The following is a 14351-nucleotide window of genomic DNA, read 5'->3' on the forward strand; positions in this document are numbered from 1 at the left end:
TGGGGCGGAGGTCGTGGGGTTGCAAAAGGGAGGTTTACTCAAGGAGGCTGGACGGTTCAGGCGAAGGCTGGTTCTGCGGCTTCAAGTCCGGCGAGCCGGTGTCCCACGAGCCAGCCGGAAAGCAGCAGCGGAACGGATGCCCCAACGAGGGGCACCAGGACGCCTATCCCCGAGAAGATGACGGCGAAGGCCACCAGGCTGATCAGCAACGAAAGGGTCATGACGGGCGAGACCAGCGGGAGCACGAAAGCCGTACGCCAGGTCCTGATGACAGAGTCCCGGTAGCGGCTGCACACGGCAACAGCCGTCGCGGCAGCTGCCATCGTGCCCAGGCCGGCGAGCGCCGCGATCACGAGCAGCACGGAAGGGACAGGCGAGGACAGTTCCGGGGTACCCGCCGGTACCAGCACGGTCAGGAAGTTAAGGAAGAGCACGACGCCGGCAAGCCAGAAGATGCTGCCCACCCGGTTGACGTGCCAAAACTGTGAGCGGTATACCGTGACGAAATCGCGCACCAGGTGTTCGCCTGCAGCGCCGGTCCGAAGCCTGGCCAGGACAGTCGTGGCCGCAACGGCCGCCGGGAACATTCCGAAGATCACCAGGCCGGCCAGGGTGCCGGCACCAAAGAGAACGTTGACCAGGACCAGCCGGGTGGCGAAAGCCAGCCACTCCATCGCTCGCCCGGCCCATCCCAGGTTGTCAGTGCTGGGCACGGTTCAGCCCTTGGATCCCGAAAGGGCGATCGACTCAATGATTTGGCGCTGGAAGACGATGAAGACGATCAGCACGGGCAGCAACGCGATGAATGACGCTGCCATGATCAGGGGGTAGTCGGTCTGGATGGCGTACTGGGCGTTGAAGTTGGCGATGACCAGTTGGAGCGTCTGCGTGGCCGGGGAGTTCAGGTAGATGATGGGTGCCAGGTAGTCGTTCCAGACGGCCATGAACCAGAGGATGAACTGGGCGGCCAGCGCAGGGCGGATGGCCGGCATGATCAGGGTCCAGAAGATCTGGAGGTAGGACGCGCCGTCGATCCTTGCCGCTTCCACGATGGAGTCCGGGACGCTGTTCAGGAACTGGCGCAGGAAGAAGATCATGATGATGTTGCCGAAGAGGCCCGGGACGATCAGCGGCAGCAGGGTATCCACCCAGCCGATGCTGGCGAAGATGGTGAACTGCGGAATCATCAGCGTGGGGAACGGGATCATCAGGCCGGAGAGCAGTCCCAAAAACAGGACGTTCTTGAAGGGCATTCGCATCTTGGCGAACGCGAATGCCGCCAGCGCCGAGGTCAGCGATCCGACGATGGTGACCGAGCAGGCCACGATCAGGCTGTTCTGGATGCCGCTGAGCAGGGGGCCGGCCGCCCAGATCCGGGCGTAGTTCTCCCAGACGAACGGGTCCGGAATCCACTGCGGCGGAAGCTCGAAGACCCCGTCCTTGGTCTTCAGGGACGTGGAGAAGGTCCAGGCCAGCGGGGCGACCATGATCACGGCCCCGGCGGAGAGGATGAGCGTTGTCAGGATGTTGCCAAGCCTGAGGCCGCCCTTGGCCGACCGCTGGCCGGTGCTTCCCCGGCGCCGGTTTCTGCCGCGCCCGGCTCCCGGCTCCCGGCCGGGGATGATCCCGGTGGGTTCCAAAGGAGGGCTGGTCATAACGTTCTGTGCGGACATGCCTGCCTGCCTCAATCGATCGAAAACTGGTTGCGGCGGTTGAGCCGGAATTGGATGAAGGTAATGGTGAACACCAGCAGACCGAGGACAACTGACATGGCGGAGGCGTAGCCCATCTGGAGGTTGTCGAACGCCTTTTGCCAGATGTACCAGACGATGGAAGCTGACTCGAATTCGGGCCCGCCCGTGGGGGTCATGATGTTGATTTCCACGAAGATCTGCGAGCCGCCGATGATGCTGGTGACAATAAGGAAGAACGTCACCGGCCGCACCATGGGAATGGTGATGTGCCGGAACTGCTGCCAGGCCGAGGCGCCGTCCAGGGCGGCGGCCTCATAGAGGTAGCGGGGAACCGACTGAAGGGCTGCCAGGTAGAGCAACATTGAATATCCCAGCCCCTTCCACACGGCCATGATGATCAGCGCCGGCTTCACCGTGGCGGTGTCCTGCAGCCAGTTTGGACCGTCGATTCCCAGCAATCCCAGGCCTTGGTTGATGAGGCCGAAATCGCCGTTGAAGGCCCACTGCCACAGGATGGCCACCGCGGCGATGGAGGAGATCACTGGCAGGTAGTACACCGTGCGGAAAAACGTGGTCCCGCGCATCTTGCGGTTCATGGCCAGGGCCAGCGCCAGCGAAATGACCAGTCCGAGAGGAATACCGATCATCATGTACAGCGTGTTCCACAGCGACTTCAGGAAGTACCGGTCGCCGAACATCTTGGTGTAGTTGTCCAGGCCCTTGAACACCGGCGCGGAGATGCCGTTCCAGTTCGTGAAGGACGCGTAGACGGAGAAGAGCAGGGGGAAGAGCGTAAAGAGGAGGAACCCGGTCACCGGTATGGCAACAAAGACAAGCGCGGCCTGGTGTTCCTTCCGGTGTAGCCGCGAGCGGCGAGTGATGGTGGACATCGCTGGATCCTCTTTGTTTCGTGACGGCGGGGCTGGGGCAGGGTGGAGAAGGTGCCGCGGCTGCACTCCGGTGGAGCCGCGGCACCTGGCAGGTTGGGCCTTTAGGGCCGGGCGTGCTTTAGGCGCGCCCTCGTGGAGCCTAGGTGCCGGCCTGCTGGTTGGCGGCGTCCAGGAACTCCTGCATCCTGGGCTGCGCTTCCTTGAGGTAGTCGGCAGCGGTCTGCTTGCCGTCCAGGACCGGCTGGATGTTGGTGAAGAGTTCGTCGTACCACTCGGCGTTGAAAGTGTTGCCGCCGGGGAGTGCGCGGCCGTAGTCCTTGACGATCTGCAGGAATTCGGCCTTGTTGGCGGGCTTGGTAGTGGTATCAGCAGCCCAGGTTTCGGCCATGTCCTTCAGGTTCGGAATCTGGATCCCGGCGTCAACCAGGCTCTGCTGGGCTTCCTTGTTGGCCGTGAGGTACTCCACCAGCTTCACGGCGTCCTCCGGCAGTTTGGTGCTCTCGGACACCGCGATGCCCAGCGTTCCGGTCCAGGTGGCGGCCTTGCCCGTCTTGCCGGCCGGGTAGGGGATGACGTCCCAGTCAAAGTCCAGCTTCTGATAGGTCGAAAGGTCCCAGGGGGCGATCGGGAAGAACCCGATTTCGCCCTTCATCCACCGCTGATAGGTATCCAGGGTCTGCGCCTCGGCCACGGAAGGTGTGACCCCGTGGACGTTCTGCAGGTCCGCGAACCATTGGAGCGCCTCGGCGAACTCCGGGGTATCCACCGTGACCTTCGTGCGGTCCTTGTTGAGCCAGTCACCACCGTTGGACCAGACAAACGGCTGCAGGTTCCACTGCACGTTCAGGCCTGTGCCCCACTGGTCCAGGGTGCCGTCCCCGTTGGTGTCGGCGGTGAGCTTCTTGGCGGCAGCCACGAATTCATCGAAAGTGTAGGGCTTGTCCTTGTCGGGCAACGGGATGCCGGCCTTTTCCAGCATGGTCTTGTTGTAGCCGAAGGAGAACGGTCCAACGTCCTTGGGCAGGGCATAGATGGCGCCCTGGCCCACGCGCTTTCCGTCGTACCGGTAGCTGTCAACACCGTATTCCCAGATGTTGTCCAGGTCTATGGCGTCGGACTTTTCCACGTAGTCGGTGATGTCCTTGACGATGCCGTTCTGCACGTAGGCCTGGACGTCGCCCGGGCCGATGTAGAAGACATCCGGGACCTGCTTGCCGGCTATCGCGGCCTTCAGCTTCGTGGCGTACTGGTCGGCGGTGGTGACGATGATGTCCACGTCCACGTGGTTGTCAGCTTCAAACTGGGCAACCGCCTTTTCATACGCCTTCTTCTCATCCTCACCTCCACGGAACATGAAGGTCAGCTTCTTTTCGCCGGTGTCCCCACCGGTGGGGGCGGAGCATCCGCCGAGCATCAGGCCAGCTGCTGTAAAGAGCGCCAAGGCAGCGGCCATGGGACGTGACTTCGTCATCACGTGGTCCTTCCGGGTTGGGTGGAGTGATCAAAACTTCGTGCTGGGTAAATGGTCAGCGCCGCCGTCCGTGGGTGGCGGACGGGCATCCGGAGCCGAGTTTTGCAACGTTGTAAGAAACTTTCACATAAGCGACCTGCCATCGTCAAGATGGCGCCCGGTTTTGTTTTTCGGCCCACAGGCCTTGTCCCTTGACGCAGCTGGCGCCCCATGCCATATTTCATTACAACGTTGCAAGAAGGTGACTGTCCGGACGCATCCTCCGGCGCTCACGTCAATTCCCCCACCAACTTTTCGGAAGGACCACGTGATGACGAAGTCACGTCCATGGGCCCCGCGCGCCTTGGGATTGGCAGCGGTTTTCACCCTTGCCCTGACGGCAGCAGTGCTGCCCCCCGCCGCGGCCAATAACCAGAAACAAGCCAGCGACCAGAAATTGGCCGAAGTCCAGAAGCCCGCCGGAGTCCAGAAGCTGCAAGCTGACCCACCGGGCGGGAAGACTGTGGTGGGCCAGACCTCCCCCATCCACGATCCCGCCCTGATCATCGATACCGACGGCACCTGGTACGTCTACTCCACCGGGCTCCTCAACCGCGAGAATGGCGGCACCATACAAATCTGGTCGTCCCATGACCACGGGACCACGTGGGGATACACGGGGACAGTGTGGGACCGTATTCCTGCCTGGATCGATGAGCACTTCTCTGACGGCGAGCTGCCCGGCAACCTCTGGGCGCCGGAAATCACCGAACACGACGGAACCTACTATCTGTACTACTCGGCGTCGCGATTTGGCGGCAACAACTCCCTGACCGCGCTGGCAACCAACACCACGCTGGATCCAACTGATCCGGACTATGAGTGGGTGGATCAGGGCCTGGTGGTGTCGTCACCGGCTTCAGGGCTGGATCCCGCCAACCCGGGCAAAACGTTCAACGCGATCGACGCCGGCATCATCGAGGACGCGGACGGCACCCCGTATATGGCCATCGGCTCGTTCTGGTACGGGATTTTCCTGGTGCCCATGGAATGGCCCACGGGTAAGCCGGTGGAGGGCTGGCAATCCAAGACCGTGAACATCGCTGACCGCTTTATGCCGGGCAATCCCATCGAGGCCCCGTACATCACCAAGCATGGCGGTTACTACTACCTCTTCGTCTCCTTCGATTCCTGCTGCCGTGGGGCTGATTCCACCTACAAGGTGGCCGTGGGCCGTTCCACGTCCGTGAAGGGACCGTACCTGGACAAGGACGGGCGTGACATGTTCGGCGGCGGCGGTTCAGTGGTATTCGATTCCCACGGCGCCATCACCGGCCCAGGGGGCCAGTCGGTCTTTGGCGATTACATGGCCTTCCACTACTACGACGGGTCCAACCAGGACATCCCCTACTTCCCCACCCTGGGCGTGCAGAAGATCGACTGGGTGGATGGCTGGCCCGCCTTTGACCAGACAGTGGAGCGACCGGCGGTCCAGAAGCAGCCGAAGGCCCTCGCCACGGATGCGGGGAAGAAGGCGGCGTTCAGTGCCACCGCTACCGGAACGCCAGGACCTGTGGCTGTCTGGGAGACCTCGTCCGACGGCGGAGCCAGCTGGCAGGTGGTGGCGGCCCAGCCGGTGACAAAGCGGACGGACGAAGGCACCTACAGTTCGACTCTGCAGTTCGGGGTTGTGTCCACGGAGCAGGACGGGCTGATGGTCCGTGCCGTGTTTCAGAACGCCCACGGCAAGGTGACCACGGACGCCGTCGGACTCTCCGTGAAGTAGCGTCGCAGCACACGTTCCGGGTTCAGTCCCGGGAGCGGAAGTGGTGACCTTCGACTGACGGCGCTTCCTGCGCTGGCGAACCGTGCCGGTCTTAACACACCGGCCGGCGCCCGGTAGGGTGCCGCCATGGACATCATCCTTGTACCCGGGTTCTGGTTGGACGCTTCGTCATGGGCGGAGGTCACACCACCGTTGGCGGCGGCCGGACACCGGCCTCATCCGATCACTCTTCCCGGCCTCGAATCTGCCGACGCAGCGCGGTCCGGCATCGGCCTGAAGGAGCACATCAACGCCGTCGTGGAGGCGGTGGACGCCCTCGAAGGCAAGGTGGTCCTGGTGGGCCACTCCGGCGGCGGCGCCATCATCCACGGTGCAGTTGACGCCCGGCCTGATCGCGTGGCACGGGCCATCTACGTGGACAGTGGTCCCCTGGGCGAGGGTGGCGTCATCAATGATGAGCTTCGCGCCGACGGAGATGAAGTGCCGCTTCCGCCGTGGGAAGGGTTCGAGGACGCAGACCTTGTGGATCTCGACGACGGGCTTCGCGCCGCGTTCCGGGCCCGGGCCGTACCGGAGCCGAAGGGCGTGGCCTATGACAGGCAACACCTTCACGACGAGCGCCGGTACACGGTCCCCGCGACAGTGATTGCCTGCCAGTTTCCGTCCTCTCTGCTCCAGGAATGGATGGACTCAGGCCATCCATTCGTTGCGGAGCTGGGACGTATCCACGACGTGGAGTTCATGGACCTGCCCACCGGACACTGGCCCCAGTTCACCAAACCCGCCGAGCTGGGCCAGGCCATCCTCAGGGCTGTGGACCGCACTAACTGACGGCAGCTTGCCCTGCCGTGGGAGGCCTACTTGTTAATGGGTTTGTTCAGGGCAAGGCTTATGGTTTGGCCCGGCACGAATTCCCCCGACGGCATGTCGGCCATTTCGTACCAGCTTCCGCCGTTGCCGGTGAGCGGGCGGTTGGCTGACCTCAGGTCGGTCACGCTGAAACGGAACGCTACCTGGCGCTCGGTGTCTCCCGGCGCCGTGGTGTAGGTGAGCGGGATCCCGTCGGCGTCGGCGGTGAAGGTACCCTGGGCGGCCTCGATTTTCATCTCCCCTGGCATCAGCCTCACCCTGGTGCCGGCGGGGATGGGCTTGTCCGCACTCAGCGCCGGGTTGTAGAGCAGCAGCTGGGCGGTGGTGGATCGGAACTTATAGCCGAGGCTGTCGAAGGAATCGCCGTCGACTGTTGTGTAGAAGATGGTCTGCCCGAATGAGTTATTGACCGACGTTCCGCTACCGGACCTGCTGTCGATCGGATTTTTCTGCAACTGGATGTGGCTCCCGGTGCGAATGAAGTAGGTGTTGCCCTTCTCGTACACATACGGAACCTTGTTCGCTTCCGCAAGCTGCTCGTTCGTGAGTCCGAACCGGTACGTGATCCCGGCGAGAGTATCGCCGGGGACAATCACGTAGTCAGTAGGGATGCCATTCGCGTCGATCGTAGCGGTCCCCTTCGCTCCTATCATCGGACCGGATACGGGGATCAGTCGAAGCTTCGTATTTGGCGCCAGCGGGTTTCCGGGCTGCAGCATGTTGAATTCAGCCAGTTTTGCCTCCGAGATGTGGAAGGAGTCAGCCACTAAGGCAGGAGTGTCACCGGGGACAGTGGTGTAGAAGTCCACATTGCCGAAGGAATCGGTAACGGTGGGCCCGGCCGGTGACGGCTTTCCAGCAGCCGCCGTCCCGGTTGTTGTTGCGGTGGACGTCGGAGCCGCCTGTTCGTCTGGCTGTCCGCTGTATGTGCATCCCGCCATTCCTGCAGACAGCAAGATGGCGAGTATTGCAAGGGTCCAGCCCTTGGGTCCGCCGTTCCCATATTTTAAGAATTTTCTAGATCTGGCCATTGCCAACCCCCAAAAGAATGCCACTCTTCCGCTTCACTGATGAACCGACTTCCGGCCGACCTATCCCATTGTTTTGCCGACGGAGCTCATTCCCAGGTTGCTGAAAGCCTGCGGGAATCAGGTCATTGGTGATTCCTCCGGGGTTCATGGAGTTCCGGTCCCAGAGTCGTGCGCAGAGGCTTACCGGATCAGGGGTCTGGTGGCTGTCCGTGCCCGGGACGTCCTCTGTTCCCGTGAGCAGGTAGGGCGGCATGGTGATGCCCGGCGCATTCGGGGCAGGATAGGTCGTGGTCACATCAGCCCGGAAGTAGCAGCGGATCTCGGGTGCGCCGGTTGCGGACGGGACATCAAGCGGGGAAGGCGAAGTGTGCTGGGATGGACGGATGACGTCTCCAGGCACCGGCTTTTCGGTTGCTGCAGAAGCAGTAAAAACGGTCATGCCAACGAGTAAAGCCGTTAAAGTGCCGACGCCGGCAAGCGCCAGAGATTTTGCCCTGGATTTCATGCGGTTCCTTGAAAGTTCCTGGGCGCCCAAACCGGCTTAATGCGGGCCTGTCGTTGGAAATACAAACCCATAATGTCTCCCCTATATGAATTGCTCCAGGCAATTTAAGAGCCAGTTGACCAAAGCAACTAAACCGGAGGATAAGCCCGAAACCTTGGAGCAACCTGTGCGTTCCGGGTCCCGCGCTCAATGGCTTACACGGCGTTTGCCCATCCTGCCGGGTCATCACCGGGCGGGATGGCCTGGATCCCCCGCAGCAGCACAAGCACGTGCAGCCAACGGCGTTCGAGCGCGGTGAGCGGCCGCACTGACTCGTATCCCTGGAGGAAAATGTCACGGACCCTCTCGGGCGTCGGCTGCCACTTAGTGAAGCGGGTCCCGAGTACTACGAATGTGTTCGCCAGGTCGCTGACGCAGTAGTCCACGGCGACCTCGTCGAAGTCCAGAACTGCGAGAATCTCGGAACCCGAGGTGAGTATGTTGGATGCCCGGTAGTCGTTGTGAACCAACTGCGGCTCACTGTCGATCGGAGGCAGCGCAGTCAGCCTGTCCCTTAGTCTCGCGGAGGCGGCAGGCACCATCCCAGGGTCATCATGGTGCAGCCACGTCTCGATCCGGTGCCGCAGATCCAGGGATCTACCTGTGAGGCGGCCTAATGCAGTCAGCCGGCTGTCCCCCTGAGTCGCCAAAGCATTGTGCAAGCGGGCCAGACAGACGCCGGCCCCTCGGACTGCGTAATGCTCAGTAGTGTCAAGGAGTCCGCCCTGGATATGCGGTTGCACGGTGATGGACAAGGAATCGATGATGACTCGGTACTGACCATTAAGTGAGGCCATCGGGGGCGCAACTGGCACCCCTTGCCTATGCAGTGCGTGCTGCAGATCCGCGGTTGCGGCAAATTTTACGAACTGGTCCTGGTCTCTGGACCACTTGGCAACCAAGGTTCCCCGGTTCGTACGAATCCAGGCGATGGCGTTGTCGCCGCTGATGAGGATCCGCTCGCAGGCCTGAACATCCAGTGCCCAGGCTTGGCCCAGGACGCTGGTAAGCCATCCGGCCGCCTCGTCGAAGCTGGCCAGGCCAAACCTTTCCTTCAGCACGCCCAGCGGATCAGCCGATTCCCATAGCATCGATAACCCAGGTGGAAACATCCTCGAAAGTGTACTAGCCAGGAATTGATGAGTTCCCACGTTCCGGATCGTGTCGCTCCCGGGTTGCATTTACGTCGCTTGCGAGACTCGGGTTTCCAGCGTCGAGATAATCTCCTCGGCTTTTGCCTGGGTGTAAGGACTGACAATGCCCCATTCCCATCCCGCCCATCAAGGACTTTTCTGGCGACGGCCACCACCGAGCCTCGGCATCATCTTGATGCGGGATGCCAAGTTCCTCCCGCGCTATCAGCCAAAGATCCCGCGCCCCGTGCGGATCGTTGCGCGGATGTCCGGCAAGTTTCCTGAGGGCAGGACTGTCGCAGCCTCGGACAAGCAGATCCGCGGCAACGTCAGGGAAGCCCTCGACCGGCAGGAGCCCGATCTGATCCCGCAGGAAGACCAAGCGAAAGTCCTCCGGCACACCGCTTTCCAAGGTCATGAATCCCACCCTAGCTGCGTGCCGGGCTTCGGCCGGAGGCCTTAGTTCGGCGTCAGCGAAAGGTCTGTCATGCCTGATTGAAGCGGACCATGTTGCCGGAAGGGTCACGGAAGGCGCAGTCGCGCGGGCCCCAGGGCTGGACGATGGGTTCCTGAAGGACCTCCGCGCCCGAAGCGCGGACGGCCTCGAAGGTGGCGTCCAGATCGTCGGTGCGGAACACGAGGATGGGCAGGACGCCCTTGGTTAGCAGCTGCTGAAGCGCGTCACCGTCTTCCTGCGAGCGGCCGGCGTGCGGGACGGACAGCACGAACTCGAGATCAGGCTGGGCCGCGCTGCCGAGGGTGACCCAGCGCTGTCCGTCGGAGCCGACGTCGTTGCGCACTTCCAGGCCGAGGACGTCGCGGTAGAACTTGAGCGACTCATCGAGGTCGTTGACGGTGATCTGTGCATACTGAAGTGAAATGTTCATGCCTCACACGCTATTGCAGTGGCCGCGGGGGCGCTTCTTCAATCCTGCTCGGATTGCGCGGGGGCCGCGTGTGCTGGCGGGCGATGCAGGACGGCATGGCTTTCACCGCTTCGTGTTCCCGAGCCCTGTAGGCGCTCGGGGTCAGGCCCACGATCTCGGTGAAGCGGGAGCTGAACGAGCCAAGCGACGTACAGCCGACCTCCATGCAGGCGTCCGTCACGCTGGCGCCCGCCCGCAGCAGCGCCATCGCACGTTCGATCCGCCGCGTCATGAGGTAGTTGTAGGGCGTCTCACCGTATGCCGCCTTGAACTGGCGGGAGAAGTGCGCTGGGGACATCAGCGCACCGGCAGCCATGGTGGGCACATCGAGAGGCCGGGCGTAGTTGCGGTCGATCAGGTCCCGGGCCCGGCGGAGGTGGGCGAGGTTGGCCAACTCCTGCGGTGTCATGCGGCCATTCTAGTTGTTGACGGACGGCTCGCTAACGGCCAACCAACACGAAAAGGTCATCGCCCGGGCGGTGGAGTCCCTGACGATGAGGCGCGGCTCTCTTCTTTCGTCCACAATCGGCGCGCCCGGGGAGGCTAGGCGGTCGAGGGCAGCGGCGCCAGCCGCCCCCCAGAAACCCGTGGACGGACGCTCGAAGCGCTCGAAGAGGATGTCTCGACAGGCGCGATCTACATCGTCCACAAGAAATATCGTCCCCGATCCCCTGGCGGCCAGGACGGCTGCCAAATGACGAAGCCACTGATTCCTGCCCGTCACATGGAGTCCGCTTGGACCCCTGTGACGGTCAGGAGCGGCGGGCTGACCGTTCAGGAGGGTAAGCCTGCCATTCGCCCCGGCGTTGGTCAGGCCAGGTGCCTGCCTAGGAACGACAGGACATCGGGCAGGATGGAACTCCAGTAGCCGCTGTCATGCCCGCCGTCCTGGAAGCCTCCCTCGTGTTCGCCCGGGAGGTCCTTCACATAGTCCTGCACACTGAAAAGCAGGTTGTCGCCCTTACCGCAGTCAATCCTCTTCGGCAGCGACTCCAGCTCCGGCCGCAGGGCGAAAATATCGTGGGCCGCGAAATCCTCCGCATCGTCAAAATTATCCGACCGGCCGGCGTCGTATAGGCTCCAGATTGCTGGACTCATGGCTGCGACGGCACGGAGACCAGGGATGCGGTGCTGGGCCGCGAGTAGCAGGGCGCCGAATCCACCCATCGAGAGCCCGAACACTGCAATCCTGCCCGTATCCAGCCCCTGGTCTGCAAGCAATGGAAGGAATTCTTCCATGACCATGGATTGCGTGTCTGTGCCGGCGGCGCGGCGGTGCCACCAGGTGTTGCCTCCGTCAACAGCAGCGATGGCAAAGGGCGTTCCTCCGCGGGCAAGGTGCTGGGCGAGGACACGATCCGCATGCAGGTCGTCGAACACCATACGGTTGTCGGCCCCCGCGCCGTGCAGGAAAAGGGCCACGGGCGGCGGGGACGGGTTGTCATCCGCGGAGCCTGGCACGGCCACAGACCAGCCTGTTGGTACCTGCGGCCGGAACTTGGACGTGAAACTGCCGGTCCGGATGTCTATCGGCGGAGTATGACCGGGGGCTGCCCAGTCGGTGCACGCAGCGAGCGCAGCGGCAACTGCGGTGCCGGTTCCGAGGCCCAGCAGCCGCCGTCGGGAAACAACCAGGGATTCGTGGCGCAGGTTCAACTCTGGCTACCTCAACCGGTCTCAAGTATCCGGATGAATTCGGTTGGAATGAGGTCCGCGAGCCAGACAACGTCGCTGCCCCGGTAGAAGTTGGTGCCAGCGCTAGGATCGGTCACGCCCGGGCTCGGATCTGGGCGCGACGATGGTCACTCGACATACCGCGTCCGCGTTTCATGAGGTCAACCTATCGGTATTCGAGTAGTGGCGCAGGACCACGCGGCTGGCAAATGTCCGTGTCCCTATTAGACAAGGACGTCGTTCCAACGGCCCGGGAGGGGAACCGATTAGCGTGGCTCCCGGGTAAGCAAGGCCCTGACCCAGATGGCGTGCGGCGACGCAGGATAGCTACTTACTCGTGGGATGGTTCGCCGGTGATCCGGTGGTCGGCGTGGTTGATCGTTTCGCGGATCAGCCTGACCAGGTGCCCGTCATGGAGGGAATAGATCACATGGCGGCCGTCTTTGCGGGTGTCCACCAGTCCGCTAAGCCGCAGCTTGGCCAGGTGCTGGCTGGCCACTGTGCGGGGCACGCCGGCCGCGGCGGTAAGTTCGGTGACGGTCTTGGGCCCTTCGGCGAGCTGCCAAAGCAGGTGCAGGCGGGTCGGTTCCGCCAGCATCCTCAGCGTGGAGGTGGCGCTCTCGAGCAGTTCCGGTCCGGGCGTGACCGGGTGGACGAACGACGGTTCAGCGGGGCTCTGCGCGACGCCCGGCACGCTCTGCGGCTGGCTGGTCAACGGCTTGTTCCTCGCTTCCCGGGTCACGGTTCAGGATATTCAGGACCGCCGGCGTAGTGTTCCGGGGCCAGGACAGGAAGGCACCTGCGCTACCTATCATTGCAACAATTGTCAGGGCGAACGCAGCAGGGGACAAACCCATAATGGCGCCGGCCCAGCCGGCCAGGGGATAGGTGAGGATATAGCAGGCGTGCGAGAGGGAAAACTGGGCCGTGAACACGTAGGGTCTGGTCTCTTCGGTGGAGGCATCGCGAAGCAGCCGTGCCGAAGGCGTCAGAATGGTCGAATTACCTGCACCCAGGAGGAACCACAGGGTCAACAGCATCCACCACCCGGCACCGGACAGCCCCAAGAACGTCACGGCTGTGGCGCCGAGCATCACCACCGGAATGACTACGGCGCCCGTGAGCATCACTGCGCGGTCCCCGAAACGGTCCAGCAACCGCGGTGCCCCCACGGCCACGATCATTGACCCGACGCCGAAGCAGGCCAGCGCGAGGGCCAGATCGGTGTCCGGCCGCTTGAGAACGTCGCGGACGTACACCACTGTGTTCACCAGTATCAGCGCTGTCGGGGCCGCAACCACCAGGTTCAGGGCCAACAGCGAGCGCAGGTGCCGGTTGCGCCAGAAAATCCGTGCCCCCAGAGTGGTCCGGTGCCACAAGGATGTTGCTGGAGCGGCTGCCGCCGAACTGGCAGGCAGCGCTGTGATGACCACCATAAATGCGGAGAACATAAACCCAGCGACAGTGCCGAGGAACAGGTTGTTGTAACTGAGGACAGTCAGCAGCAAGGCAGCCGCGGCCGGACTGACCAGTGCCTCCATGTCATATGCCAGCCGGGACAACGACAGGGCATGCGTGTAGTCACGCTCGTCCTTCAGGACTGCCGGAATGATGGACTGGAACGCGGGCGTGAAGGTCGCCGACGCGGATTGCAGCACGAAGATCACCACGTAGATCTGCCATGTCTCCGAAATGAAAGGCAGGCAAAGAGCCATCGCCGCCCGGATCAGGTCAGCGCCAATAAGGACCGGCTTCTTCGGCAAGCGCGCCACCAAAGCCGTGATCACAGGTGCCAACCCGACATAGGAGAGCATCTTGATGGTCAATGCCGTTCCCATCACAGCACCGGCATTACTGCCTGCCAGGTCGAATGCCAGCAGGCCCAACGCCACTGTGAGCAGGCCCGTTCCCACCAACGCCACGGCCTGGGCGGCAAACAGCCGCCGGTACGTCCGATTTCCCAAAACCGACAGCAACGAAAAGACCCCTTTTGGCGCTTAGGTGCATAAGTGCATGCTTCTGCACATGTTATCCCCCTGGGGATGTCAGCTGTCAAGCGAGTCGGGCGACCTGGGCGGGTTGGAGAGGCCGCGTCGCGTGACCCTGGAGGAGGAAGAACAGTCTTGCTGTTTCTTCTACTTCCTCGACGGCGTCCACAGCTTGTGGATCCGCCACCATCACTGAAGCGGACGGCGCGAGCTTTGAAATTGATCCGGGTACTCTGCTGGCAATGCCCGCTGGCTGGGAGGCACATGGAATATCCACGAAACCGTCCGCAAGATGTGGGTTGACAAGGATGTCCCCGCCTCGTCTGACTAGTCGGGGTAGAACGTGTAAGCGACTCTGGCCTATG

15 protein-coding genes are annotated in these 14351 nt (G+C 62.6%); 3 read left to right on the forward strand and 12 right to left on the reverse strand.

The features are described 5' to 3' along the window. Window positions 1-56 precede the first annotated feature (56 nt). The 4 genes from QFZ40_RS19400 to QFZ40_RS19415 form a co-directional block, all read right to left on the reverse strand. On the reverse strand, window positions 57-713 hold the full coding sequence (locus QFZ40_RS19400; RefSeq protein WP_306906412.1) for a YesL family protein: 657 nt from the start codon (window positions 711-713) through the stop codon (window positions 57-59). A 3-nt stretch (window positions 714-716) separates the two neighbouring features. Continuing rightward, a complete protein-coding gene (locus QFZ40_RS19405) occupies window positions 717-1673 on the reverse strand; it encodes a carbohydrate ABC transporter permease (protein WP_306906413.1) in 957 nt (318 codons plus the stop codon). Between the two features lie 11 nt (window positions 1674-1684). After that, window positions 1685-2584: a carbohydrate ABC transporter permease gene (locus tag QFZ40_RS19410; protein WP_306906414.1), complete on the reverse strand. Its 900-nt coding sequence runs from the start codon at window positions 2582-2584 to the stop codon at window positions 1685-1687. 139 nt (window positions 2585-2723) lie between these two features. Continuing rightward, a complete protein-coding gene (locus tag QFZ40_RS19415) occupies window positions 2724-4055 on the reverse strand; it encodes an ABC transporter substrate-binding protein (protein ID WP_306906415.1) in 1332 nt (443 codons plus the stop codon). Window positions 4056-4365: 310 nt separating this feature from the next. Between QFZ40_RS19415 and QFZ40_RS19420 the strand changes: the two genes are divergently transcribed. Beyond that, window positions 4366-5820, forward strand: coding sequence for an arabinan endo-1,5-alpha-L-arabinosidase (locus tag QFZ40_RS19420; protein ID WP_306906417.1), 1455 nt, complete (start codon window positions 4366-4368; stop codon window positions 5818-5820). A 126-nt stretch (window positions 5821-5946) separates the two neighbouring features. Then, window positions 5947-6651, forward strand: a complete 705-nt coding sequence (locus QFZ40_RS19425; RefSeq protein WP_306906419.1) for an alpha/beta fold hydrolase — start codon at window positions 5947-5949, stop codon at window positions 6649-6651. 26 nt (window positions 6652-6677) lie between these two features. Here the strand turns inward: QFZ40_RS19425 and QFZ40_RS19430 are convergent, their stop codons facing one another. From QFZ40_RS19430 to QFZ40_RS19440, 3 genes are all read right to left on the reverse strand, one after another. After that, window positions 6678-7631 (reverse strand): LysM peptidoglycan-binding domain-containing protein, encoded by a 954-nt coding sequence (locus QFZ40_RS19430; RefSeq protein WP_306906421.1) that lies wholly within the window; start codon window positions 7629-7631, stop codon window positions 6678-6680. Window positions 7632-7707: 76 nt separating this feature from the next. Next, on the reverse strand, window positions 7708-8160 hold the full coding sequence (locus QFZ40_RS19435) for a hypothetical protein (protein WP_306906423.1): 453 nt from the start codon (window positions 8158-8160) through the stop codon (window positions 7708-7710). 260 nt (window positions 8161-8420) lie between these two features. Then, window positions 8421-9377: a phosphotransferase enzyme family protein gene (locus QFZ40_RS19440; RefSeq protein ID WP_306906425.1), complete on the reverse strand. Its 957-nt coding sequence runs from the start codon at window positions 9375-9377 to the stop codon at window positions 8421-8423. Window positions 9378-9522: 145 nt separating this feature from the next. Between QFZ40_RS19440 and QFZ40_RS19445 the strand changes: the two genes are divergently transcribed. After that, entirely contained in the window at window positions 9523-9861 is a 339-nt protein-coding gene (locus QFZ40_RS19445; protein ID WP_306906426.1) for a hypothetical protein, read from the forward strand. Between the two features lie 22 nt (window positions 9862-9883). Here the strand turns inward: QFZ40_RS19445 and QFZ40_RS19450 are convergent, their stop codons facing one another. The 5 genes from QFZ40_RS19450 to QFZ40_RS19470 all read right to left on the reverse strand — a co-directional run bounded on the left by QFZ40_RS19450 (window position 9884) and on the right by QFZ40_RS19470 (window position 13974). Continuing rightward, window positions 9884-10285 (reverse strand): VOC family protein, encoded by a 402-nt coding sequence (locus tag QFZ40_RS19450; protein WP_306906428.1) that lies wholly within the window; start codon window positions 10283-10285, stop codon window positions 9884-9886. Window positions 10286-10295: 10 nt separating this feature from the next. Beyond that, window positions 10296-10733 (reverse strand): helix-turn-helix transcriptional regulator, encoded by a 438-nt coding sequence (locus QFZ40_RS19455; RefSeq protein WP_306906430.1) that lies wholly within the window; start codon window positions 10731-10733, stop codon window positions 10296-10298. Window positions 10734-11134: 401 nt separating this feature from the next. Next, window positions 11135-11980 carry an alpha/beta hydrolase gene (locus QFZ40_RS19460; RefSeq protein WP_306906431.1) on the reverse strand — a complete coding sequence of 282 codons (846 nt, stop codon included), beginning with the start codon at window positions 11978-11980 and terminating at the stop codon, window positions 11135-11137. Window positions 11981-12329: 349 nt separating this feature from the next. After that, the gene (locus QFZ40_RS19465) at window positions 12330-12713 is read right to left on the reverse strand and encodes an ArsR/SmtB family transcription factor (protein ID WP_306906433.1); all 384 of its coding nucleotides are present in this window, start codon (window positions 12711-12713) and stop codon (window positions 12330-12332) included. Further along, on the reverse strand, window positions 12664-13974 hold the full coding sequence (locus tag QFZ40_RS19470) for an MFS transporter (RefSeq protein ID WP_306906435.1): 1311 nt from the start codon (window positions 13972-13974) through the stop codon (window positions 12664-12666). Before QFZ40_RS19470 ends, QFZ40_RS19465 begins: the two co-directional genes overlap by 50 nt. Between the last annotated feature and the right edge of the window lie 377 nt (window positions 13975-14351).

The sequence above is a fragment of the Arthrobacter pascens genome (assembly GCF_030816475.1).
In the GTDB taxonomy this organism is placed as follows: Bacteria; Actinomycetota; Actinomycetes; order Actinomycetales; family Micrococcaceae; genus Arthrobacter; species Arthrobacter pascens_B.